The sequence below is a fragment of the Enterobacter cloacae complex sp. 418I7 genome, from assembly GCF_050030705.1.
Classification (GTDB): domain Bacteria; phylum Pseudomonadota; class Gammaproteobacteria; order Enterobacterales; family Enterobacteriaceae; genus Enterobacter; species Enterobacter intestinihominis.
In genome coordinates this window covers 2,332,966-2,356,931 of sequence record NZ_JBLGUU010000001.1, presented here as the reverse complement: position 1 = coordinate 2,356,931, position 23,966 = coordinate 2,332,966, and the positions used below count along the sequence as shown (strand labels likewise).

At 55.8% G+C, this 23,966-nt stretch carries 18 protein-coding genes; 7 read left to right on the top strand and 11 right to left on the bottom strand.

Annotated elements, in window-relative coordinates:
• The first annotated feature begins 1 nt into the window (after position 1).
• Both ACQG0S_RS11345 and ACQG0S_RS11340 read left to right on the top strand, forming a co-directional pair.
• Positions 2-1,003 (top strand): Kdo(2)-lipid IV(A) acyltransferase, encoded by a 1,002-nt coding sequence (locus ACQG0S_RS11345; protein WP_022648222.1) that lies wholly within the window; start codon positions 2-4, stop codon positions 1,001-1,003.
• A gap of 90 nt (positions 1,004-1,093) precedes the next feature.
• On the top strand, positions 1,094-1,729 hold the full coding sequence (locus ACQG0S_RS11340; protein ID WP_032624847.1) for a helix-turn-helix domain-containing protein: 636 nt from the start codon (positions 1,094-1,096) through the stop codon (positions 1,727-1,729).
• Between the two features lie 140 nt (positions 1,730-1,869).
• On the opposite strand, the gene ACQG0S_RS11335 is transcribed toward ACQG0S_RS11340, so the two are convergent.
• Positions 1,870-2,346 carry a GNAT family N-acetyltransferase gene (locus ACQG0S_RS11335; protein WP_022648220.1) on the bottom strand — a complete coding sequence of 159 codons (477 nt, stop codon included), beginning with the start codon at positions 2,344-2,346 and terminating at the stop codon, positions 1,870-1,872.
• A gap of 85 nt (positions 2,347-2,431) precedes the next feature.
• Between ACQG0S_RS11335 and ACQG0S_RS11330 the strand changes: the two genes are divergently transcribed.
• Positions 2,432-3,367: a LysR family transcriptional regulator gene (locus ACQG0S_RS11330; protein ID WP_022648219.1), complete on the top strand. Its 936-nt coding sequence runs from the start codon at positions 2,432-2,434 to the stop codon at positions 3,365-3,367.
• On the opposite strand, the gene ACQG0S_RS11325 is transcribed toward ACQG0S_RS11330, so the two are convergent.
• On the bottom strand, positions 3,362-3,664 hold the full coding sequence (locus ACQG0S_RS11325) for an ArsR/SmtB family transcription factor (RefSeq protein ID WP_022648218.1): 303 nt from the start codon (positions 3,662-3,664) through the stop codon (positions 3,362-3,364). The genes ACQG0S_RS11330 and ACQG0S_RS11325 overlap by 6 nt on opposite strands.
• 161 nt (positions 3,665-3,825) lie before the next feature.
• On the opposite strand from ACQG0S_RS11325, the gene fusA reads away from it, so the two are divergent.
• Entirely contained in the window at positions 3,826-5,925 is a 2,100-nt protein-coding gene (gene fusA / locus ACQG0S_RS11320) for an elongation factor G (protein ID WP_048965891.1), read from the top strand.
• Between the two features lie 48 nt (positions 5,926-5,973).
• Here fusA and ACQG0S_RS11315 read toward each other — a convergent pair whose 3' ends face one another.
• Positions 5,974-6,546, bottom strand: a complete 573-nt coding sequence (locus tag ACQG0S_RS11315; protein ID WP_045622528.1) for a flavin reductase family protein — start codon at positions 6,544-6,546, stop codon at positions 5,974-5,976.
• 105 nt (positions 6,547-6,651) lie between these two features.
• Between ACQG0S_RS11315 and nhoA the strand changes: the two genes are divergently transcribed.
• A complete protein-coding gene (nhoA, locus tag ACQG0S_RS11310) occupies positions 6,652-7,497 on the top strand; it encodes an N-hydroxyarylamine O-acetyltransferase (RefSeq protein ID WP_048965892.1) in 846 nt (281 codons plus the stop codon).
• Between the two features lie 78 nt (positions 7,498-7,575).
• Here nhoA and narI read toward each other — a convergent pair whose 3' ends face one another.
• The 6 genes from narI to ACQG0S_RS11280 all read right to left on the bottom strand — a co-directional run bounded on the left by narI (position 7,576) and on the right by ACQG0S_RS11280 (position 16,468).
• Complete coding sequence (gene narI, locus ACQG0S_RS11305) at positions 7,576-8,256, bottom strand: respiratory nitrate reductase subunit gamma (protein WP_022648214.1); 681 nt, start codon at positions 8,254-8,256, stop codon at positions 7,576-7,578.
• Positions 8,253-8,948, bottom strand: a complete 696-nt coding sequence (gene narW / locus ACQG0S_RS11300) for a nitrate reductase molybdenum cofactor assembly chaperone (protein ID WP_048965893.1) — start codon at positions 8,946-8,948, stop codon at positions 8,253-8,255. Before narW ends, narI begins: the two co-directional genes overlap by 4 nt.
• On the bottom strand, positions 8,948-10,492 hold the full coding sequence (gene narH / locus ACQG0S_RS11295) for a nitrate reductase subunit beta (RefSeq protein ID WP_023306263.1): 1,545 nt from the start codon (positions 10,490-10,492) through the stop codon (positions 8,948-8,950). Before narH ends, narW begins: the two co-directional genes overlap by 1 nt.
• On the bottom strand, positions 10,489-14,229 hold the full coding sequence (locus ACQG0S_RS11290; RefSeq protein ID WP_048965895.1) for a nitrate reductase subunit alpha: 3,741 nt from the start codon (positions 14,227-14,229) through the stop codon (positions 10,489-10,491). The genes narH and ACQG0S_RS11290 overlap by 4 nt, the downstream gene beginning before the upstream one ends.
• 67 nt (positions 14,230-14,296) lie before the next feature.
• Entirely contained in the window at positions 14,297-15,682 is a 1,386-nt protein-coding gene (locus tag ACQG0S_RS11285; protein WP_063137776.1) for a NarK family nitrate/nitrite MFS transporter, read from the bottom strand.
• 210 nt (positions 15,683-15,892) lie between these two features.
• Positions 15,893-16,468, bottom strand: a complete 576-nt coding sequence (locus ACQG0S_RS11280; RefSeq protein ID WP_015570471.1) for a TetR family transcriptional regulator — start codon at positions 16,466-16,468, stop codon at positions 15,893-15,895.
• A 116-nt stretch (positions 16,469-16,584) separates the two neighbouring features.
• On the opposite strand from ACQG0S_RS11280, the gene ACQG0S_RS11275 reads away from it, so the two are divergent.
• Positions 16,585-18,075: an MFS transporter gene (locus ACQG0S_RS11275; RefSeq protein WP_063137775.1), complete on the top strand. Its 1,491-nt coding sequence runs from the start codon at positions 16,585-16,587 to the stop codon at positions 18,073-18,075.
• Positions 18,076-18,119: 44 nt separating this feature from the next.
• Here ACQG0S_RS11275 and ompC read toward each other — a convergent pair whose 3' ends face one another.
• Entirely contained in the window at positions 18,120-19,193 is a 1,074-nt protein-coding gene (ompC, locus tag ACQG0S_RS11270) for a porin OmpC (protein ID WP_022648207.1), read from the bottom strand.
• A 624-nt stretch (positions 19,194-19,817) separates the two neighbouring features.
• The gene (gene yddG, locus ACQG0S_RS11265; protein ID WP_032624206.1) at positions 19,818-20,696 is read right to left on the bottom strand and encodes an aromatic amino acid DMT transporter YddG; all 879 of its coding nucleotides are present in this window, start codon (positions 20,694-20,696) and stop codon (positions 19,818-19,820) included.
• Between the two features lie 220 nt (positions 20,697-20,916).
• Here yddG and fdnG point away from each other — a divergent pair, with 220 nt between their 5' ends.
• Positions 20,917-23,964, top strand: a complete 3,048-nt coding sequence (gene fdnG / locus ACQG0S_RS11260) for a formate dehydrogenase-N subunit alpha (protein WP_154850452.1) — start codon at positions 20,917-20,919, stop codon at positions 23,962-23,964.
• The last annotated feature ends 2 nt before the right edge of the window (positions 23,965-23,966 follow it).

The window sequence follows — 23,966 nt, the reverse complement described above, 5'->3', positions numbered from 1 at the left end:
CATGACAAAATTACCTCGGTTTTCACTCGCCTTTATTCATCCTCGTTACTGGTTCAGTTGGGCAGGCATCGCCGCACTCTGGTGTACGGTCCAGCTCCCATATTCGCTTCTGTTAAAAGCAGGGCACGGACTCGGGCGTCTGGCTATGCGCATGCTTCCACGCCGCGTGGAAATCGCCAGACGAAATCTTGAGCTTTGCTTTCCGGAGATGAAAGAGGGTGAGCGCGAGCGTTTGCTTGAGCGTAATTTTGAATCGGTTGGAATGGGCGTCATCGAAACGGGCATCGCGTGGTTCTGGCCTGACTGGCGCGTGCGCAAACACTTCAGCGTGACCGGCTACGAACATATGGAACAGGCAAGGGCGCAAGGAAGGGGCGTGGTGCTCATTGGCATGCATTTTCTCACGCTGGAATTAGGCGCACGCATCTTTGGCATGCTCAACGCGGGTATTGGCGTCTATCGTCCCAACAACAATGCGTTGCTCGACTGGCTACAGACGCGCGGTCGTCTGCGTTCCAATAAAACCATGCTCGACCGCTACGATTTGAAGGGCATGATCCGCGCGCTTAAGCAAAACGAGATCCTGTGGTATGCCCCGGATCACGACTATGGAAAAACGAATAGCGTGTTTGTGCCGTTTTTTGCCGTCCCGGACGCCGCGACAACTGCCGGGAGCTATATGCTGGTGAAAAGTGCCAGACCGGCCGTGATCCCGTTTGTACCACGCAGAAAAGCAGACGGCACAGGGTATGAGCTGATTATCCTGGACGATATTAGCGATACCTTGCAGGGAGGCGATAAAGTGGCCGTGGCTACGCAGATGAACAGGGCGATTGAGCGTGCGGTGATGATGGCACCCGAGCAATATATGTGGCTGCATCGTCGCTTCAAAACGCGTCCTGAAGGGCAACCGGACCGGTATGCGCGAAAAAAACAGGTCCAGTCCTCAGTCAGAACTTTCTCTGCCAGCGATATGTCGGATCGGTCGAGTATCCAGCAGTAGCACAGGGGGCGGATGCCGTTGCGCTCCGCCCTTTATAAAATCTGCGCCGCTGGATAGAATTACCGCATCCACCTTGTCGGGATGCAAAATATGACCGGAAGAGTCGACTATCACCTTGAAAAATATCTCCTCACCGAAGTCGCCGAGCCAGAACGTCTGACCCGCCAGTGGGCAGAAGTGATGCGCGAGTGTCGCGAGCAAAAATCCGGTGCGGAAGAGCGTTTGCGTCTCGCGCTGCTGAATGTGGATTATGTGACCAGCTTTGAGCTTCCCTTCCGGTTACTCCTCACCCGCGCCCCGCAGTTGATTGATGGGATCAGAAATGAGTTCCAGCTCAGTCAAAAAAATGTCCTGTTCAACGGCAAGCGGTTTGGCTGCGTTTACAGCCTTAAACAGGACCTGGAAAGTGTTCCTGACGAATTTACCTATCACCTGAAAACGCGGATCCAGCGAAGCGACAGCACTGGCGGAAGTGAAGTACCTTACCGGCAAATTGCACAGCAGGTGAAAGCGCCCAGGGAACGACTCAAACTAGCACTCGAAAATGGACTATCTGTAACGGCGCTCGACGGGCTTTTCTGGTTTGGCATTCAGCGTATCGCGGCCGATGTGCAGAGGCTAAGAAAAACGGGCACGAGGATTGTGACGTCAGAGACTGAGGTGTTTGATACGCTAACGATGACAACCCGGCGGATCCCCGTCTACAGCCTGACGCAGCCGGAATGAGCCTCGGTCGCTGAATCGTCGAACGTCTCAGAGAAGACAAAAAAAGACGGTAAGCTCTTTCTCAGATATACCGTGCTTCAGCAACGCTTTCATTGACATTATGCCCCTTAGAAAGAGGGGCATTTCACGCGATGGCATTGCTACTCAGCAAATGCCCGCAATGCCTCGCCATCAAGACGATAGCGTACCCATTCGGACTGCGGTACCGCGCCGATGCTCAGATAAAAATCAATTGCAGACTGGTTCCAGTCAAGCACGCTCCATTCCAGCCGGCCGCAGTGACGTTCCACTGCGCATTGCGCGATATTTTTAAGCAGTGCTTTTCCCGCACCCTTGCTGCGGTATTCCGGGGAGACATACAAATCTTCCATATAGATGCCGTTGCGGCCAAGCCAGGTGGAATAGCTGGTGAAAAAAACGGCATACCCCACAGCATGGCCTGCATATTCGGCAACCAGCGCTTCGGTTTTACTGTCTGCACCAAACAGCGTTTTACGGATTTCGTCCGGCGTGGTGACCACTTCTTCTGGCGCTTTTTCATAGACTGCGAGTTCGTAAATCATATCGTATATTGCCGCTGCATCTTCAGGTCGCGCCTGACGAATCGTAATGCTCATTCCTTTCCCTTTATCTTTGTTTGTAGTTGATGGGGATAAGCATAAAGGCTAATGTCAGAAGAATTAAGTGCAATGAAATCAATAAATGATGAATATTATGCATCCAGCCTTAAGGCGCCTTGATTTAAACCTTCTGCCGGTTTTTGACGCGATTTATCGCCACAGTTCCGTTCGACTTGCGGCAGATGAGCTGGCGATGAGCACCTCGGCGCTCAGCCATGCCCTGTCACGGCTGCGTGTTTCGCTCAACGACCCGCTGTTCTACCGGGAAGGACATCGAATGTGTCCCAGCGTCTATGCCACCCAGCTTGCGCCAGTTATTGCATCGGCCCTGAAATATCTCGACCAGGAGCTGTCGCCGCAGCCGGAATTTGATCCTGCTATTAGTACAGCGTGTTTGCAGATCGCGATAACGGACTTTACCGCGTTCTGCATATTCCCTGCGCTCATGAATACGCTTCAACATGCGGCGCCTGGCTTGCGTCTGGAATTACGATATTTGCCGCACAGCCCGGCGTTGACGGAATTACTGGCAGGCGAGGTGGATTTGGCCCTGGGATTCAGCACCATTGAGGATCGCCGGTACCCGGAGCTGGAAGAGATCAGCTGGTTCGAAGATGAATATGTGGTGATTAGCAATGCGAGCCGGAGCGCGCTCACGCTAGAGGATTATCTCGCCGCCCGGCATCTTGTGGTTACGCCGTGGAATGAGAAGCAGGGGGTGCTGGATTTGCAACTGGAACGCATGGGTTATACCCGACACATTGCGATCAAAACCCCGTCTATGCTCAGCGCCCCGTTTGTTATTGCAGAAAGCGATCTGCTGATGGCGTTACCTCGATTCGCCGCTGAAAAGCTGCTGCCAGCTACCCGTATTAAAATTTTTGATTTACCGTTCCACATCAGTCCGTTTGAAGTAAAAATTTATTCGCACAAGCGCAGCGGGAAACGAGGCGTTACGAACTGGCTCAAAGCTACGCTGCGCGCGCTGGCCGAAGGGCAACAGTCAGAGCGCTTATGATTTCGACTGTAACAGGATCGCCATCAGCCCCGGAAAGCGGGCGTCCAGATCTTCTCTTCTCAGTGAAATCATATTCTCGCGCCCCTGCGGGCGCTGCCAGATCACGCCGCTGTCGCGCAGTACACGCCAGTGGTGAGTCATGGTTGATTTCACCACCTCGTCCGGGCGCAGCGCGTTGCAGCTCAGCTCACTGCCGTCGGCCAGCCGTCGAATAATCGCCAGCCGCAGCGGATTGCCGAGGGCGAACAGCACATTTTCCAGCAGTATTTGTTCAGGTTCCGGGTGGTTTGGGATCATCGTTTTCCTGCGTCTCGCGTGAGATTGAGCTATATCAACAATAGGTCAACCGTTAAAAAATAGTTCGATAATACTCGTACAATAGGACTATTATAACAAACGAACAAACACGCGACTATCTTGGTCGTCACAAACCCGTCATGAAGACGTAAGGAAATATCATGCCCCGACCCATTCCACTCGAACGTTATCGCAACATCGGTATCTCCGCGCATATCGATGCGGGCAAAACAACCACCACTGAGCGCATCCTGTTTTACACCGGGATGAGCCACAAGCTGGGTGAAGTACACGATGGCGCGGCAACCACCGACTGGATGGCGCAGGAGCAGGAGCGCGGGATCACCATTACGTCGGCGGCGGTGAGCTGTTTTTGGCCCGGCATGGACAGAGGCTTTGAACCGCACCGCATCAATATTATCGACACCCCCGGGCATGTGGATTTCACCATTGAGGTGGAACGTTCCATGCGTGTGCTCGACGGCGCGGTGATGGTTTATGACTCCGTCGGCGGCGTGCAGCCGCAGTCGGAAACCGTCTGGCGTCAGGCGAATAAATATCACGTCCCGCGTCTGGCATTCGTCAACAAAATGGACCGCCCGGGTGCGGATTTCTTCCGCGTGGTGCGGATGATGCAGGAGCGGCTGAAAGCTAATCCGGTCCCGATTGTGATCCCCGTGGGCGCAGAGGAACACTTCACCGGCGTGGTTGATCTCATCAAGATGCGCACCATTCTTTGGGATGATGCGACCCAGGGCATGGCGTTCACCTACGCGCCGGTGCCCGACGATCTGCTGAGCACCGCCCAGACGTGGCGAGAAAAAATGGTCTCGTCTGCGGCAGAAGCCAGCGATGAGCTTATGGATAAGTACCTTGAGACGGGTGAACTGGATGAAGCGGAAATCATCAAAGGGTTACGGATCCGGACGATCTCCGGTGAAATACAGCCCATGCTGTGCGGCAGCGCTTTCAAGAACAAGGGTGTGCAGCGCATGCTCGACGCGGTGATTGAAATGATGCCGTCTCCACTGGACGTGCCCGCTATCGATGGGGTAGACGAAGATGGACAGCACGCCGAGCGCCACCCAAGCGATGATGAACCATTCTCTGCGCTGGCCTTCAAGCTGATGAGCGATCCGTACGTCGGACAGTTGACCTTTATTCGCGTCTATTCCGGCATACTGCGCAAAGGCGACGCGGTTTATAACCCGGTGAAGGGCAAAAAAGAGCGAATCGGGCGCATCGTGCTGATGCATGCCAACGACCGCCATGAGGTGGACGAGTTGCGCACAGGGGATATCGCAGCCTGTGTCGGGCTGAAAGACGTCACCACCGGTGACACGCTGACCGACCCGAATGCGGTGATCACCCTTGAACGGATGGAGTTCCCGGACCCGGTTATTTCGCTGGCGATTGAGCCGAAAACCAAGGCCGATCAGGAGAAAATGGGGATCGCCCTACAGCGCCTGGCGGCGGAGGATCCGTCTTTCCGCCTGCACACGGACGAAGAGTCCGGTCAGACCATTATCTCCGGGATGGGCGAACTGCATCTCGAAATCATCGTTGACCGCATGAAGCGTGAGTTTGGCGTTGAGGCAAACATTGGTCGTCCACAGGTCACCTACCGTGAAACCCTGCGTAAAGCGGTGAAGGATATTGAAGGTAAATTTGTCCGACAGTCCGGCGGGAAAGGGCAGTACGGTCATGTGGTCCTGAGTCTGGAGCCGTTAGCAGCCGGAAGTGGTTTTGTGTTTGAAGATGCCACCAAAGGCGGGGTAGTTCCACGGGAGTACATCCCGTCGGTGGAAAAAGGCTTGAGAGAAGCCATGAATACGGGGGTGCTGGCGGGCTATCCGGTTGTCGATGTGAAAGCGACCCTGACGTTTGGTTCCTACCATGACGTTGACTCCTCGGAGATGGCCTTCCGCATGGCGGCGATCCTCGGCTTCAAAGAGGGCGCGCGGCGGGCGGATCCGGTTATTCTTGAGCCGGTGATGCACGTTGAGGTGGAAACGCCGGAAGAGTATGCCGGGAACATTATGGGCGATCTCTCCTCCCGCCGCGGCATGGTGCAGGGGATGGCAGAGCAGTACGGCAGCCAGATTATTCGCGCTGACGTCCCGCTGGCTGAAATGTTTGGCTACGCCACCACGCTGCGCTCGATGTCCCAGGGGCGCGCGACGTATACGATGGAGTTCCATCATTTTGCGGAAGCTCCGCGGAATGTGGCGGATGAGATTATTGCGAAGCGTGTTAAGTAATAAAAAGCCCTCTTCCTCAGGAAGAGGGCTTTTCTTTTTTGAGATGCGTTAATCCAGCGCCTTCACCATCTTCCCACTCGTCACAAACGTCCCGGCCCCCAGATGATGCAGCGTATTCAGCTTATCCCCGTCAAACTGCCAGCGTCCGGAGACAAATGCGCGTTCATCTGCCGCGGCGGAAACCACTTCGCCAAACAGGGTGTCATATTTCTCGGCCGCAGAAGTGACAGGTAATAACCGACACTCCATCCACGCCAGACATTTCTCTTCTATAACCGGCAGACCAAGCTCAGGGCCATGAATAACCGGGATCCCGTAGCAGTTAAATTTATCCTCGTCGCGCCCGCTGACGCTGCCGACCGCCCAGGTCCAGTTGGCTGCCGCCACGCCGGGGATCACAATGCCGAATTTCCCGCTGCGTTCGATCAACTCCCGTGACCACGCGCTTTTGTCTACCACGATCGCGATACGCGGGGGTTCAAATTCCACCGGCATAGACCATGCGGCGGCCATGACGTTGCGACGATCGATGGTCTCATCCCGGCTGGTGATGAGCACGGTTGGACCGTGATTCAGAAGACGGCTGGCATGACGTAATTCAACAGGACGAAAGTGGCTCATAGGATCTCCTCATGTACACGATGAGTATGCCGAAAAAGCACTTTTGCGCATATGCATAAGGGAAAATAGTTTATAAACAGGGGATATCACATCATGGAGCAAATCATGTCCCCATTTCTGAGTGCTTATTTTGCCCGCACGGGCTGGCAGCAGCCCGTACAGGTTAATATCGATACCCTGCGGGGGCTCCATTTACACCATAACTGCGCGATCCCTTTTGAAAATATTGACGTCGTTTTGCCGCGGGAAATTCATCTGGACGACGGGTGTCTGGTGGATAAACTGGTCACCGCGCGTCGGGGGGGATATTGCTTCGAGCAAAATGGCCTGTTTGAGCGGGTGTTGCGCGAAGTTGGGTTTACGGTACGCAGCGTGCTGGGGCGGGTTGTACTGGCGAATCCGTCGCAGATGCCGCCGCGCACGCACCGGTTGCTCCTGGTTGAGCTGAACGGCGAGTGCTGGATCGCCGATGTGGGATTTGGCGGACAAACGCTGACGGCGCCGATTCGTTTGATCGCCAACGAGGAGCAGAAAACCCCGCACGGGAGTTATCGTTTGCTGAGCGAGGGTAATGACTGGGTACTGCAATTCCGCCATCACGAGCACTGGCAGTCGATGTACCAATTTGACCTGGGGACGCAGTACTTCAACGATTACGTGATGGGTAACTTCTGGTCGGCGCACTGGCCTCAGTCCCATTTTCGTCATCACCTGCTGATGTGTCGCCACCTGCCGGACGGGGGCAAGCTGACGCTGACCAACTTTAATTTTACCCACTGGCAGAACGGTCATGTGGAGGAGCAGATCCATTTGCCGGATGCGGAGGCGCTATATAAGCTGATGCAGGACCGGTTTGTCCTGGGCGTTGATGACCCGAAGCACGGCTTTACACTGGCAGAGCTGACGGCAGTAATGGCAGGGTTTGATACGCATCCGCAGGCGGGGAAATAGCCCGGTGGCGACTACGCCTTACCGGGCCTACGGGCGTGTGAACATAGGTCGGGTAAGGCGTAGCCGCCACCCGACAAATCAACGGCGCGATCTCACCACCTGATACCGACGCGTGAAGTACTCAAACGGCGCGCTCCACACGTGCACCAGGCGGGTGAACGGGAAGATGAGGAAGATCGTCATCCCCAGCACCAGATGCACGCGGAAGATCGGCGCGACGCCGCTCAGCATTTCCGACGAGCCGCCCTTAAACGTGACGATCCCCTGCGCCCAGCCGACCAGCTTCATCATCTCGCTTCCGTCAGGGTACTGAGCGGAGAAAGGAATGGTCGACAGCCCAAGGATGCACTGAAGCAGCAGGATACTCATGATGATAATATCCGGCGTGGTGGACGTGGCGCGCACCCGCTGGTTGAACAGGCGTCGGATCAAAAGCATCGACCCACCGATCAGCGTCAGCACCCCGCAAATACCTCCCGCAATCATGGCTAACTGCTGTTTAACCGCGACGGGTAAAAACCAGGCGTACATCCAGTGCGGGGTTAACATGCCGAACAGGTGCCCGAAGAAGATCCCCAGAATCCCAATATGAAACAGGTTCGAAGCCCAGTTCATCCCGCGCTTGCTGAGCATCTGGCTTGATGACGCCCGCCAGGTGTACTGCCCATAGTCGTAGCGCAACCAACTGCCGAGGAAGAAGACGGTGGCGCAGATGTACGGATAAATGTCATAGAAAAACACGTTCAGGTAATGAGTCATTTTGGGCCTCCGGCGCTGACGTCCACGTACTGCGGCGCGACGTCCTGGCTAAAGCGTCGTTGATATTGCTGCATCGGCGAACTGTCGCACGATGTGGCGTTGTCTTCGATAAACTTGACCTGTTCCTCTTCCCACACGGCGTCCAGCGCCTGACGGGTATCATCACGTTTTTCACCGGATACCTGTTTCGCCACGCTGTCGCTGGAAAGCCGTGTTTCCGCCAGCGACAGCAGGGCGTCAAACAGCTGGTAATGCGCTACCTCGCGCTGTTTCAGGCGGCCTCCAATCAGCGCCAGTATAGGCGCGACGTTTTGCAGCCCTTCACGCGCCTCGTCGTCGCTGACGATACTGAGATATTCCAGATATAGCGGCAGATAGTCCGGCAGCTCGCGGCAATCCAGCTCCAGCCCGGCTTTCTCATACTGGCTCATCAGGTCGACCATCGCCTGACCGCGATCGCGGGACTCGGCGTGAACGTGCTCGAACAGCAGTAGTGAAGTCGCGCGCCCCCGCTCGAAAACTTCACACCATTCGGCCTGCTTATCCAGCAGCGGGGCGCTCAGGTGCTGCTGCGCAAACGGCAGTAGCATGGGCGCATCCTGTTTCACCAGGGAAAGCGCTTCTTCACGGTTATCCCAAAGCAGCTCATCGGGATACTCAATCAGTAGCGCGATGATTTTAAGGATCTGCATTATTCTCCCTCCCCGTGATCGCGCACCTCGGTAATGTTGATCGCGTCGATGCGGCTGCTGTTGAAGAGGTTGAACCTGGTGTCGGAGCCGTGACAGCCGTCACCGAAGGTGAAGCCGCAGCCGTTTTTCTCAGGGAAGGCGTCGCGCGCCATTTCGCGGTGGCTGGTCGGGATCACGAAGCGGTCTTCGTAGTTAGCGATGGCCAGATAGCGGTACATCTCCTCAACCTGCGCTTCGGTCAGGCCCACTTCCTCAATGGCGCGGGTATCGGTCACGCCTTCCACCGTCTGGGAGCGTTTGTAGTGGCGCATCGCCATCATGCGCTTCAGAGCGCGCAGCACCGGGCCGGTATCGCCCGCGCTGAGCATATTTGCCAGGTATTGCACCGGGATGCGCAGGCTTTCGACCGCAGGCAGTACACCGTCGCTCTGCGGCAGGCCACCCGCGTCCGCGTAGGACTGAATCGGTGACAGCGGCGGCACATACCAGACCATCGGCAGGGTGCGGTATTCCGGATGCAGCGGCAGGGCGAGCTTCCAGTCCATCGCCATTTTGTAAACCGGGGAACGCTGCGCTGCGTCGATGACGTTCTGCGGGATGCCCTGCTTCAGGGCTTCTTCAATCACCGCCGGATCGTTCGGGTTAAGGAACACGTCGCACTGGCGCTCATACAGATCGGTTTCATGCTCGGTGCTGGCCGCCTCTTCAATACGGTCCGCGTCATACAACAGCACGCCAAGGTAGCGGATGCGTCCAACGCAGGTTTCTGAGCAGACGGTCGGCTGGCCGGACTCGATGCGCGGATAGCAGAAGATGCACTTCTCTGACTTGCCGCTTTTCCAGTTGAAGTAGATTTTCTTGTACGGACAGCCGCTAATACACAGACGCCAGCCGCGGCATTTGTCCTGGTCGATCAGCACAATGCCGTCCTCTTCGCGTTTGTAAATCGCACCGCTCGGGCAGGTGGCGACGCAGCTCGGGTTGAGGCAATGCTCGCACAGGCGCGGCAGGTACATCATGAAGGTGTTTTCGAACTGGCCGTACATCTCTTTCTGGATCTTCTGAAAGTTTCGATCGCGGGCGCGTTTTTCGAACTCGCCGCCCAGCAGCTCCTCCCAGTTTGGTCCCCAGACGATCTTATCCATCCGCTTACCGTCAATCAGCGAGCGGGGGCGGGCGGTAGGGAGGTGATCCCCCTCCGGGGCGCGGTGAAGATCCTGGTAATCGAAGGTGAAAGGTTCATAGTAATCGTCAATCTGCGGCAACACGGGGTTGGCGAAAATTTTCGACAGGACGCCCATTTTTCCGCCGAGGCGCGGGGTCAGCTTGCCGTGAATACTGCGGATCCATCCGCCTTGCCACTCATCCTGATCTTCCCAGTTTTTCGGATAGCCGATACCCGGTTTGGTTTCGACGTTATTAAACCACGCATACTCCATCCCTTCGCGCCCGGTCCAGACGTTCTTACAGGTGACCGAGCAGGTGTGGCAGCCAATGCATTTATCGAGATTCAGTACCATGCCAACCTGTGAGCGTATTTTCATTTTTTCGCCTCCTGAACCTGATCCCGACCTTCGCCGTCCAGCCAGTTAATGTTTTTCATTTTGCGGATCATAATGAACTCGTCGCGATTCGAGCCGACGGTGCCGTAATAGTTAAAGCTGTACGCCAGCTGCGCGTAGCCGCCAATCATGTGGGTCGGTTTCGGACAGACGCGGGTGACCGAGTTGTGGATCCCGCCGCGCCGTCCGGTCACTTCTGACCCCGGAATGTTCAGAATGCGCTCCTGAGCGTGGTACATCATGGTCATGCCCGGCGGCACGCGCTGGCTAACCACCGCGCGGGCGGTGAGGGCGCCGTTGGCGTTGAAGGCTTCGATCCAGTCGTTGTCCTCAATCCCCAGCTCGCGCGCGTCGGTTTCGCTGATCCAGACGATTGGCCCCCCGCGTGACAGGGTCTGCATCAGCAGGTTTTCGCTGTAGGTGGAGTGAATGCCCCATTTCTGGTGCGGCGTCAGGAAGTTAAGCGCTTTTTCCGGGAAGCCATTCGGCGGGATCTCGCGCATATGGGTGACGCTGCGGGTATCAATCGGTGGACGATAGGCCACCAGACTTTCACCGAAGGCGCGCATCCAGGCGTGATCCTGATACAGCTGCTGGCGGCCGGAAATCGTGCGCCACGGGATCAGCTCGTGAACGTTGGTATAGCCTGCGTTATACGACACGTGCTCGCTCTCAAGGCCGGACCACGTTGGGCTGGAGATAATTTTGCGCGGCTGCGCCTGAATATCGCGGAAGCGGATTTTCTCGTCTTCTTTGTTCAGCGCCAGATGGGTGTGATCGCGCCCGGTCAGTTCGCCGAGGGCCTCCCAGGCTTTGACCGCGACTTGACCGTTGGTTTCCGGCGCAAGAGCGAGGATCACCTCTGAAGCATCAATGGCGGTTTCAATGCGCGGTCGGCCTTTGGCCGGGCCGTCGAGCTTGACGTAATTGAGCTTGCCGAGGAAATCGACTTCGTTTTGCGTGTTCCACGATATGCCTTTTCCGCCGTTGCCGAGCTTGTCCAGTAGCGGACCGAGAGAAGTGAAGCGCTCGTAGGTTTCCGGATAGTTGCGCTCGACGACCGCAATGTTTGGCGCGGTTTTACCGGGGATGAGATCGCACTCGCCTTTGCGCCAGTCCAGAATATCAAAAGGCTGCGACAGTTCCCCCGGGGAGTCATGCTGTAGCGGCTGTAGCACCACGTCAGTTTCGGTGCCGAGATGCCCGACGCACACTTCAGAGAAGACTTTGGCGATGCCTTTGTAGATCTCCCAGTCGCTGCGGGACTCCCACGCCGGGTCAACGGCGGCAGAGAGCGGGTGAATAAACGGATGCATGTCCGAGGTATTCATATCGTCTTTTTCATACCAGGTGGCGGTCGGCAGGACGATATCGGAGAACAGGCAGGTGCTGGACATACGGAAATCGAGCGTCACCAGCAGATCCAGCTTGCCCTCAATGGCGGCGGTTTGCCATTCCACCTCTTCAGGTTTGACATCATCCGTTGAGCCTAAATCCTCGCCCTGAATCCCGCTCTCGGTGCCAAGCAGGTATTTGAGCATGTACTCATGGCCTTTTCCGGACGAGCCAAGCAGGTTAGAACGCCAGACAAACAGGTTGCGCGGGTGGTTCTTGCCGTTGTCCGGCTGTTCGCAGGCAAAGCGAATATCGCCCGATTTTAACGCCTGCACGGTGTAATCCTGCGGCGACATCCCGGCGGCGTCGGCGCGGGCCTTAACGTGCAGCGGGTTGAGGTTGAGCTGCGGCGCGGAAGGGAGCCAGCCCATGCGCTCGGCGCGGACGTTGAAATCAATCAGGTGACCGGTGAATTTCGACGCGTCTGCAAGAGGAGAAAGCAGCTCCTGTGCGGTGAGCTTCTCATAGCGCCACTGGCTGGCGTGGTTGTAGAAGTAAGAGGTGCTGTTCATCTGGCGCGGCGGGCGGTTCCAGTCCAGTGCGAAGGCCAGCGGCAGCCAGCCGGTTTGCGGGCGCAGTTTCTCCTGGCCGACATAGTGCGACCAGCCGCCGCCGCTTTGCCCGACGCAGCCGCAGAAGACCAGCATGTTGATCATCCCGCGGTAGTTCATGTCCATGTGGTACCAGTGGTTCACACCGGCCCCGAGGATGATCATCGAACGACCATGGGTTTTGTGCGCCGTGTCGGCAAATTCACGGGCGATTTTTTCTATCAGGTAAGCGGGGACGCCGGTAATTTGTTCGCCCCAGGCCGGGGTGTAGGCTTTGATCTCGGCGTAGTTTGCCGCCGCGTTACTGTCTTCCAGACCGCGATCGAGACCGTAGTTTGCGAGCACCAGATCGTACACGCTGACCACGCGTCTCTGGCTGCCGTCGGCCAGCGTCAGGGTTTTACTCGGTACGCGGCGCGTCAGCACCGGCTCCTGCTTCACGCTGCGGAAATGCGGGTTCTCGTTGCCCCCGAAGTAAGGGAAGGCCACGTCTGCCACACTGTCGTGGGTGATGAGCAGGGAAAGCGTCAGCTCGGTCTCCTGTCCCGCGGCCAGCGACTCCAGGTTCCATTTGCCTTTTTCGCCCCAGCGGAAACCGATAGAGCCGTTCGGCGCCACCAGATTTCCGGCGACGTCAAAGGCGATGGTTTTCCACTCCGGATTATTGGTTTCACCCAGACCGTCGGCCAGATCCGACGCGCGCAGCATGCGGCCCGGCACCACGCGACCGTCAGCCTGTTCATCCAGCAGGACCAGCATCGGCATGTCGGTGTAGCGGCGGCAATAGTTGAGGAAGTAATCGCTCGGGTTATCAAGGTGGAACTCTTTGAGGATCACATGCCCCATCGCCATGGCGAGGGCGCTGTCGGTACCCTGTTTGGGGGCCAGCCACTGGTCGCTGAGCTTCGCCACCTCCGAGAAGTCCGGCGTAATGGCGACGGTCTTGGTGCCTTTGTAACGTACTTCGGTAAAGAAGTGGGCGTCCGGGGTACGCGTCTGCGGCACGTTCGAGCCCCAGGCAATGATATAGCTGGAGTTGTACCAGTCCGCCGATTCCGGCACGTCGGTCTGCTCGCCCCAGGTCATCGGCGATGCCGGAGGCAAATCGCAGTACCAGTCATAGAAGCTCAGGCAGGTGCCGCCGAGCAGGGAGAGATAGCGCGTACCGGCGGCATAAGAGACCATCGACATGGCCGGGATAGGGGAAAAACCGGCTACCCGATCCGGGCCGTAGTTTTTGATGGTCCAGACGTTGGCGGCAGCAATCAGCTGGTTAAGCTCTTTCCAGTTTGAGCGGATAAACCCGCCTTTACCGCGCGCCTTTCTGTAGCTTTGCGCTTTCTGTGGATCGTTCTGAATGGCATCCCAGGCCAGCACCGGATCGGTATGCTGCGCCAGCGCCTCGCGCCAGAGTTCGATCAGCCTGCGGCGTACCAGCGGGTACTTGAGACGGTTGGCGCTGTAGAGATACCAGGAGTAGCTTGCGCCACGCGGGCAGCCGCGCGGTTCGTGGTTAGGCAGGTCAGGGCGGGTACGCGGGTAGTCGGTCTGCTGGGTTTCCCATGTCACCAGGCCATTTTTGACATAAATCTTCCAGCTACAGGAGCCGGTGCAGTTAACGCCGTGGGTGGATCGCACAATCTTGTCGAACTGCCAGCGCTGACGGTAGCTGTCCTCCCAGTCGCGGTTGGTGTGGTACACCTGGCCGTGCCCATCGGCGAAACTGTCGCCTTTTGTTTTGAAGTAACGGAAGCGGTCCAACAGTTTGCTCATGACATTTCTCCTGCTTCGATAACATGGCCGGAGGGTGAGGCATCACGCTCCGGCGAAGAGGTAGTTATTATTTTTGTGAGGATTTGCGGCCGTACACCAGCCAGGTGACGAGCACGCAGACGATGTAAAACACGAGGAAGACTTTCATGGCGCCCACCGGGGAACCGGTCATCGCCAGGGAGGTGCCAAAGGCTTTGGGAATAAAGAACCCGCCCACCGCACCGATGGCAGAGATAAAGCCCAGCGCCGCAGCCGTTTCGGTCACCGCTTCATGCTGTGCCTGTTCATCGCTCCCGCCCTGTTTTTTCACGCGGTCGAGGGTGATTTGGCGAAAGATAATCGCGATCATCTGGAAGGTCGAGCCGCTACCCAGGCCTGCGGTCAGAAACAGGCCCATAAAGACCAGATAGAAGGCGATAAAGCTGCCTGAACCAGACCCGGTGAGCGTCAGGAAAATCAGGGCGCTAAAGATGGCCATAAAGACGAAGTTGATCAGCGTCACCCTTACGCCGCCCAGTCTGTCCGAAATCATTCCGCCAGCCGAACGCGCCAGGGCGCCGATCAGTGGGCCAAAGAAGGCGAGGTGGAGGATATTAACGTCCGGAAACTGGGTTTTCGACAGCATGGCAAAGCCTGCCGAGAAACCGATAAACGAGCCGAAGGTTGCCAGATAAAGCAGGCTCAGCAGCCAGAGATGAAAGCGCTTAAGCACCGGAAGCTGGCTGGCAATGGACGCTTTCGAGCTGGCGATGTCATTCATGCCAAAAAACGCCGCAATGGTGGCCAGAATCAGCAGCGGCGCCCAGATCCACGCCGCGTTCGCCAGCCACATCGTCGAGCCATCCTCCTGCGGTACGCCGTGCACGCCGAGGAAGGTAAACATCGGCAGGAAAATCACCAGCGGCGCAACCAGCTGCATCACACTCACGCCCAGGTTACCCAGCCCGCCGTTAATGCCCAGTGCGCTGCCCTGTCTGGCTTTCGGGAAGAAGAAGCTGATGTTTCCCATACTGGAAGCGAAGTTGGCACCGGCAAAACCGCAAAGCAGCGCGATGATGATGAAGATCCAATAGGGCGTGGCGGTATTCTGGATGGCGATCCCAAGCCAGACACAGGGTACGACCAGGATAACGGTGCTTAACACGGTCCAGTAACGCCCGCCAAATATCGGCACCATAAAAGAGTAGGGGACACGCAATATCGCGCCGGAGAGAGAAGGTAATGCCGTTAGCATAAAAAGCTGATCGGTGCTGAAATTAAATCCGACCTTATTAAGATTTACCGCAATAGCGCTAAACAACATCCAGACGCAAAACGCCAGAAGCAAACATGCCACGGAAATCCACAGGTTTCTTCGTGCGATATGTTTCCCTTTATTCTCCCAAAATTGCGCGTTTTCCGGTTTCCAGTTACTCAACAGATGCTGATTACTCTTCTCGCTTTGATGTGACATATCACCCTCTTGCTTACCGAAGTGGAGAGAAAAAAGAAGGAAAAACAGAAAGATACCTGTCAGTGGTTTATGAAATTTATAGGATGTTATGGGATACATCTGAAAGGATAGATAAAAAAGCGAATCCCTGAGTTTGGAATGGGAATCAGGGTTCGCTTTATGTGTTACTAATTGTAACTCTTTGCGGAAATTAATACTCCGATGGGAGTATTAAAACAATTCGAGGGAGATAAGTTTATCCAGATGCTTATTAAATGCCGCGTCGTCCATTTCAGGCATATTTAAGACGTATATGCCATCCAGGCCACATACCAGACCAATTAAACGCCAGGCGATATTTTCCGGCTGATCAGCAAGCGTAAAGGCGTTGGCCTCCGCCCCGGCGCGGATAATTGCGACCGTTTCCTGGTGCCACATCTCCATGGTCAAAACGTAGGCGCCTTTGATATCGCTATCCCGGCTGGCGAGAATTTGCGCCTCCCGCCACAGCCGAATGTAGGGCTCAAACCCGCCGTCATCGCTGCCGAGCATGGCATGCAGGCGCTCGCGCCAGCCTGCGTTTTCGCCAACGATTTCAGCATCCAGCAAATCGCGGATCAGCCTGACAAACGCCAGCGACTTAAGCTCGCCCGCCGACGCAAAGTGGTGATGCACCTGCCCGGTGGCGACGCCCGCTTCGGTAGCGATTCGGCGCACGGTCATCGCAGCGAATCCTTCGGTCAGCGCCACGCGCATTGCGGCCTGTAGGATCTCTTCCCGCCGCTCGTCCTTGCTCAGATAACGCATAATTTCTCACTCTCAATGGCAACGAAACGAGTGTAACAAAGAGCTGGACAAGTGTTCAACTTTACGTAGGATCGCAATCTGGACATGTGTCCAGTTTTTAAATGAAAAGGAAATTTATGTTTCGTCAGTGGTTAGCGTTAGTGATTATCGTGCTGGTGTATATCCCGGTGGCGATTGACGCGACGGTGCTGCACGTGGCGGCGCCAACATTGAGCATGACGCTGGGTGCCAGCGGCAACGAATTGTTGTGGATTATTGATATTTACTCGCTGGTGATGGCGGGGATGGTGCTGCCGATGGGCGCGCTGGGCGATCGCATAGGTTTTAAGCGCCTGCTGATGATCGGCAGCGTGCTGTTTGGCCTGTCATCGTTAGCGGCGGCTTTTGCGCCGTCCGCGTGCTGGCTGATTGCCGCCCGCGCGTCGCTGGCGATTGGCGCGGCGATGATCATTCCGGCTACGCTTGCAGGGATCCGCACGCTGTTTATTGACGTGCGGCACCGTAACATCGCCCTTGGCGTCTGGGCTGCCGTTGGGTCGGGCGGCGCGGCGTTTGGCCCGCTGATTGGCGGCATGCTGCTGGAGCACTTTTACTGGGGTTCGGTCTTCCTGATTAACGTGCCGATCGTGCTGATCGTGGTTTCGCTTGCTGCGCGCTTTGTGCCTGCTCAGCAGGGTCGGCCCGAGCAGCCGCTCAATATCAGCCATGCCATTATGCTGATTGTCGCCATTTTACTGCTGGTCTACAGCGCCAAAACCGCCCTGAAAGGGGTGCTGTCGCCGTGGATGGTGGCCTCTACGCTGCTTACCGGGGCGGTGATGCTGTTTATTTTCGTCCGTATCCAGCTGCGCGCGCGCGTGCCAATGATCGACATGCGTCTGTTTTGCCATCGCATTATTTTAAGCGGCGTGGTCATGGCGATGACCGCCATGATTGCGCTGGTGGGCTTTGAACTGCTGATGGCGCAGGAGTTGCAGTTCGTGCATGGTTTTACGCCGTTTGAAGCAGGGATATTTATGCTGCCGGTGATGGTGGCGAGCGGATTTAGCGGGCCGATCGCGGGTGTGCTGGTCGGGCGTCTGGGGCTGCGCATTGTCGCGGCCGGAGGCATGGGGCTAAGCGCGATCAGTTTTATCGGCCTGTCGACGCTCGATTTCAGCACCCAACAGTGGCAGGCGTGGAGCCTGATGGTGCTGCTGGGCTTCAGTGCCGCCAGCGCACTGCTGGCATCGACGTCAGCGATCATGGCTGCCGCGCCGAAAGAGAAAGCGGCCGCGGCAGGCGCGATCGAAACCATGTCCTACGAGCTGGGCGCTGGTCTCGGGATCGCCATTTTCGGTCTGTTGTTAACCCGCAGCTTTTCGGCGTCAATTGTACTGCCGCAGGGGCTGAGCGCGTCGCTGACCGATAAAGCCTCGTCGTCCATCGGTGAAGCGATGAAGGTCGCGCAGGAGCTGACGCCGTCACTGGCCGAGCCGGTGATGACGGCGGCAAAAACCGCGTTCATCACCTCGCACAGCGTGGCCCTGGGCAGTGCGGGAGCCATGCTGATGATTCTGGCGATCGGGATCTGGTTTAGTCTGGCGAAGGTCGGAGGGCAGCAGTAAAAAAAAGGCCAGCCGCGAGGGCTGGCCTTTTGAACTAACACCTCTTAGAACTGGTAGGTCAGACCTACAGCCACGATGTTGTCGGTAGCCACTTTGGCATCTTTGGTGAACTGGCTGTCATCCACGAGGTTGATTTTGTAATCAACGTAGGTGGACATGTTTTTGTTGAAGTAGTAGCTCGCGCCAACGTCAACGTATTCAACCAGGTCCTGGTCGCCATAAGAACCGATGTCTTTACCTTTGGATTTCAGGTAAGCGATGGATGGACGCAGACCGAAGTCAAACTGGTACTGAGCCACAACTTCGAAGTTCTGTGCTTTGTTGGCAACGTGACCGCTACCGAACGCCGTCATGTTGCGGGTTTCAGAGTAGGTGGTTGCCAGGTAGATGTTGTTCGCATCGTACTTCAGGCCAGCAGCCCAGACTTCTGCGTTTTCGCCACCGGCGTTCAGGTTGCTTGCAGCACGAACCTGACGGTCAGTACGGTCAGATTTCGCGTAGGTCGCACCCACACCGAAGCCGTCGAATTCATAGGTAGAAGACAGACCCCAGCCGTCACCGTTGGATTCGGTGATCTCTGAACGGTCGTTTTTACCCTGGTACTGGGCAGCCACGTTCAGGCCGTCAACCAGACCAAAGAAGTCGGTGTTACGGTAGGTGGCAACGCCAGTGGTACGACCGGTCATGAAGCCGTCAGTCTGCGTCCAGGTATCGCCACCGAACTCTGGCAGAACGTCAGTCCATGCGCCGATGTCATAAGCAACACCGTAGTTACGACCGTAGTCGAAGGAACCGAATTCATCGAATTTCAGACCAGCGAAGGCCAGACGGGTTTTGTTGCCGTCGGAACCCTGAGCTTCAGAGCGGTTGCCCTTGAACTCATATTCCCACTGGCCGTATCCGGTCAGCTGATCGTTGATCTGAGTTTCACCTTTGAAGCCCAGACGAACGTATGTTTTGTCGCCGTCGCTACCAGCATCATCAGAAAAATAGTGCAGACCAGTAACTTTGCCGTACAGATCCAGTTTGTTACCGTCTTTGTTAAAAACTTCAGCCGCGTTAACAACGCCAGCCGCCAACATGGAAGTCACTGCCACTGCAACTAATTTAAGTTTCATCTTAACTAACCCTTATAATTTTATTTAGGTATTTCCTAAGCCACCTGAGCGATTTTTAAACGAGGCTTATCGTCAATGGCAGACTATTTTTAAAATTCCGTAGACTGCTTTCAATAATAAGTTTCAAAATATTAAAGATAATTTCAATTAGTGTGATCCTGATCCGATAAATTTCCCTTAAATCGCTCAGTAAGGTTAATTTATATACATAAATTGATTATTAACAAAACACGATAATAAGGCTGGAAATAGTTGCCATGCGTTTTTGTTTTTAGAGAGAGATAAAAGGGCTTGGCAGGTAATGTCAAGGAATTGGCCGCGTTATTGACTTTTAAAACAGTGGCTTGTGGATTTATCCTGGAGCCTGCAACTGTTTTTTAAAAGAAACATCCAGAAATAAACTATTGCACTATGTGCTATATAGTGCGGGAATATTGGGGTTGAATTAATTACCTGCGTTGTCAGTTTATGTCAATTTCCACAACGGATCTGACTTTTTATGAGTACTCTATACAGAAATAGAAATACATACGAATGTTATAAATAATATTCTTTACTGTGATCACATATTAAAATAATGTTAATTTTTACCGGGCATAATTCGTGCCCGGTAAAATTAAAATGCTATTTGCGGGTGGCATACCAGCAAAGTAATGATCCTGCGCAAACCATTAATGCACCTTGCCAGAATGAGAATGAAAGCGGAGAGCTCAGCATAATAGCCGCCAGCGCGGCAGAGAGTACCGGGGTGAAGTAGGAGACGGCCGCAAGCACCGTGACGTTACCGTGGAGGATCCCAATGTTCCAGGCGGCGTAGCCAAAGCCAAGGGCAACACCACACATCAACAGCTTCACGACTACCGGCACGCTGAATACCATTTCAGGCTGATCGCTGACGGCATATTTGACCCACAGGCTCAGGGCGGTCAGCAGGACGAAAAGAGTAATGCCATTTTGCCCTCTGGCATACCTGCTGGTGACGGTGCAGTAGGCGGCCCAGATAAAGGCACCGGCAAATGCCAGCCCGTAGCTCAGCGGGCTGGAAACGATGTTTAGCATGATGTCGTGAACGTGCAGCCCGTTTTCGCCGCCTAAGACCCAGCCCACGCCCAACAGGGAGATCGCTAAGCCGGGGATCACCCACAGGGTGGATTTTTGACCGTTGAACAAAATGGCGAACACAATCGTCAGGCTTGGCCAGAGATAATTGACCATGCCCACCTCAATTGCCTGCGAGCGCGTCGCGGCAAAGCCAAGCGACAGGGCAAGGCACATTTCATAGCTGACAAACAGGACGCTGCCCGCAATGAGATAGCCTTTCGAAAACCGTTTAATATCAGGGAAACCTACCGTCGCCAGACACAATAATCCGCTGACGGTGTAGATCATCGCTGCGCCCCCCACCGGGCCAAGTCCCTCACTGACGCTGCGGATGAGACCCACCATGGTGCTCCACAGCAGTATGGCCACCAGGCCAATCAGCGTTGCTCTTTTTCTGTCCATTACCCTGCCAGTCTCATAAAAATCAAAGGGTAAACTTATAGCATCTAACCCATTCACCAGGCGAATTTTCTGTTTCGCGGTTAACCCGAAAGGAGTAATAAATCATACCGGCGGTGACTATTAAGGGGGCGAAGTTCGGCGACCTTGATTTGACGCAAAAAAAACAGGGGCTTTGCTGTTAGTTTGCGGCGCGAAGTCTTATCAGATAACGAGGACAGCAATGGACGTCAGCCGCAGACAATTTTTTAAAATCTGCGCGGGCGGTATGGCCGGAACAACAGCCGCAATGCTGGGATTCGCTCCCAAAATGGCGCTGGCTCAGGCACGCAACTATAAACTGCTGCGCGCGAAAGAGATCCGTAACACCTGCACATACTGCTCCGTGGGTTGTGGGCTATTAATGTATAGCCTGGGTGATGGCGCGAAGAACGCCAAAGAAGCGATTTATCATATTGAAGGGGACCCGGACCATCCGGTGAGCCGCGGGGCGCTTTGCCCGAAAGGGGCGGGGCTGCTGGACTACGTCCACAGTGAAAACCGTCTGCGCTATCCGGAATATCGTGCGCCGGGCTCTAAGAAATGGCAGCGCATCTCCTGGGACGAGGCCTTCTCACGTATTGCAAAACTGATGAAAGCGGATCGCGACGCCAACTTTATTGAAAAGAACGAGCAGGGCGTGACGGTAAACCGCTGGACCTCCACCGGGATGCTGTGTGCATCTGCGGCAAGTAATGAGACCGGCATGCTGACGCAAAAATTTGTGCGCTCCCTCGGCATGCTGGCGGTTGATAACCAGGCGCGCGTCTGACACGGACCAACGGTAGCAAGTCTTGCTCCAACATTTGGTCGCGGTGCGATGACCAACCACTGGGTTGATATCAAAAACGCAAACGTCGTGGTGGTGATGGGCGGTAACGCCGCTGAAGCCCATCCGGTGGGATTCCGCTGGGCGATGGAAGCGAAAAACAACAACGATGCGACGCTGATTGTCGTCGATCCACGCTTTACGCGTACGGCATCGGTGGCTGATATTTATGCGCCGATCCGCTCCGGTACGGATATTACGTTCCTTTCCGGCGTGCTGTTGTACCTGATCGAAAACAATAAGATTAACGCGGAATACGTTAAGCATTACACCAATGCCGGCCTGCTGGTGCGGGAAGATTTCGCCTTCGAAGATGGCCTGTTCAGCGGCTATGACGCAGAGAAACGTCAGTACGATAAATCGTCCTGGAACTATCAATTCGACGAAAACGGCTACGCGAAACGCGATGAGACCCTGAGCGATCCGCGCTGCGTGTGGAACTTGCTGAAACAACACGTTTCCCGTTATACGCCAGACGTGGTGGAAAACATCTGCGGTACGCCGAAAGCAGACTTCCTGAAAGTATGTGAAGTGCTGGCCTCCACCAGTGCCGCCGACAGAACAACCACCTTCCTGTACGCGCTGGGCTGGACGCAGCATACCGTGGGCGCGCAGAACATCCGTACCATGGCGATGATCCAGCTGCTGCTCGGCAACATGGGGATGGCCGGTGGCGGCGTGAACGCCCTGCGCGGACACTCCAACATTCAGGGCTTAACCGATCTCGGCCTGCTGTCGACCAGCCTGCCGGGTTACCTGACCCTGCCGTCGGAGAAGCAGACCGACTGGCAAAGCTGGCTTGACGCCAACACGCCAAAAGCGACGCGTCCGGACCAGGTGAACTACTGGAGTAACTACCCGAAGTTTGCCGTCAGTCTGATGAAATCGTTCTACGGCGATGCGGCGCAGAAAGAGAATGACTGGGGCTTTGAGTGGTTGCCGAAATGGGATCAGGCTTACGATGTCATCAAGTATTTCAACATGATGGATAAGGGCGACGTCACGGGGTATATCTGCCAGGGCTTTAACCCGGTGGCGTCATTCCCGGATAAAAACAAAGTCGTTCGCAGCCTGAGCAAGCTGAAGTACATGGTGGTTATTGATCCGCTGGTCACCGAAACGTCTACGTTCTGGCAGAACCACGGTGAGTCTAACGATGTCGATCCGGCATCCATTCAGACCGAGGTGTTCCGCCTGCCCTCGACCTGCTTTGCGGAAGAGGACGGTTCTATTGCCAACTCTGGCCGCTGGCTACAGTGGCACTGGAAAGGTCAGGATGCGCCGGGTGAAGCGCGTAATGACGGCGAAATTCTGGCCGGTATTTACCATCGTCTGCGCGAGATGTACCGCACCGAAGGCGGCAAAGGCGCAGAGCCGCTGCTGAAGATGAGCTGGAACTACAAGCAGCCGGATCATCCTGAGTCTGAAGAGGTGGCAAAAGAGAACAACGGCGTGGCGCTGGCCGATCTGTACGATGCCAACGGCAATATGGTCGCGAAGAAAGGCCAGTTGCTCAATAGCTTCGCGCTGTTGCGTGACGACGGAACCACGGCCTCGTCCTGCTGGATCTACACCGGCAGCTGGACGGAGCAGGGTAATCAGATGGCCAACCGTGATAACGCAGATCCGTCAGGCCTGGGCAACACGCTGGGCTGGGCATGGGCGTGGCCGTTGAACCGCCGCGTACTGTACAACCGTGCCTCGGCAGACGTGAACGGTAAGCCGTGGGATCCGAAACGCATGCTGATCGAGTGGAACGGCACGAAGTGGACGGGGAACGATATCCCGGACTTCAGCACCGCCGCGCCGGGCAGCAACACCGGGCCGTTTATCATGCAGCCGGAAGGGTTGGGACGTCTGTTTGCCATCGACAAGCTGGCGGAAGGGCCGTTCCCGGAACATTACGAGCCGATGGAAACGCCGCTCGGCACTAACCCGCTGCACCCGAACGTAGTTTCCAGCCCGGTAGTGCGTATCTATGAAGATGACGTGCTGCGTTTAGGTAAAAAGGACAAGTTCCCGTATGTCGGAACTACCTACCGCCTGACTGAGCATTTCCATACCTGGACCAAACATGCGCGGCTTAACGCCATCGCGCAGCCGGAACAGTTTGTGGAGATAAGCGAAACGCTGGCGAAGGCGAAAGGCATTGCCAATGGCGATCGCGTGACGGTGAGCAGCAAGCGCGGCTTTATTCGCGCGGTAGCGGTGGTCACCCGTCGTCTGCAAAGTCTGAACGTACACGGCCAGCAGGTAGAAACCGTCGGCATCCCGCTGCACTGGGGCTTTGAAGGGGTGGCGCAGAAAGGCTACATCGCCAATACCCTGACGCCAAACGTCGGCGATTCCAACTCGCAAACGCCAGAGTATAAAGCGTTTCTGGTCAACATCGAGAAAGCGTAAGG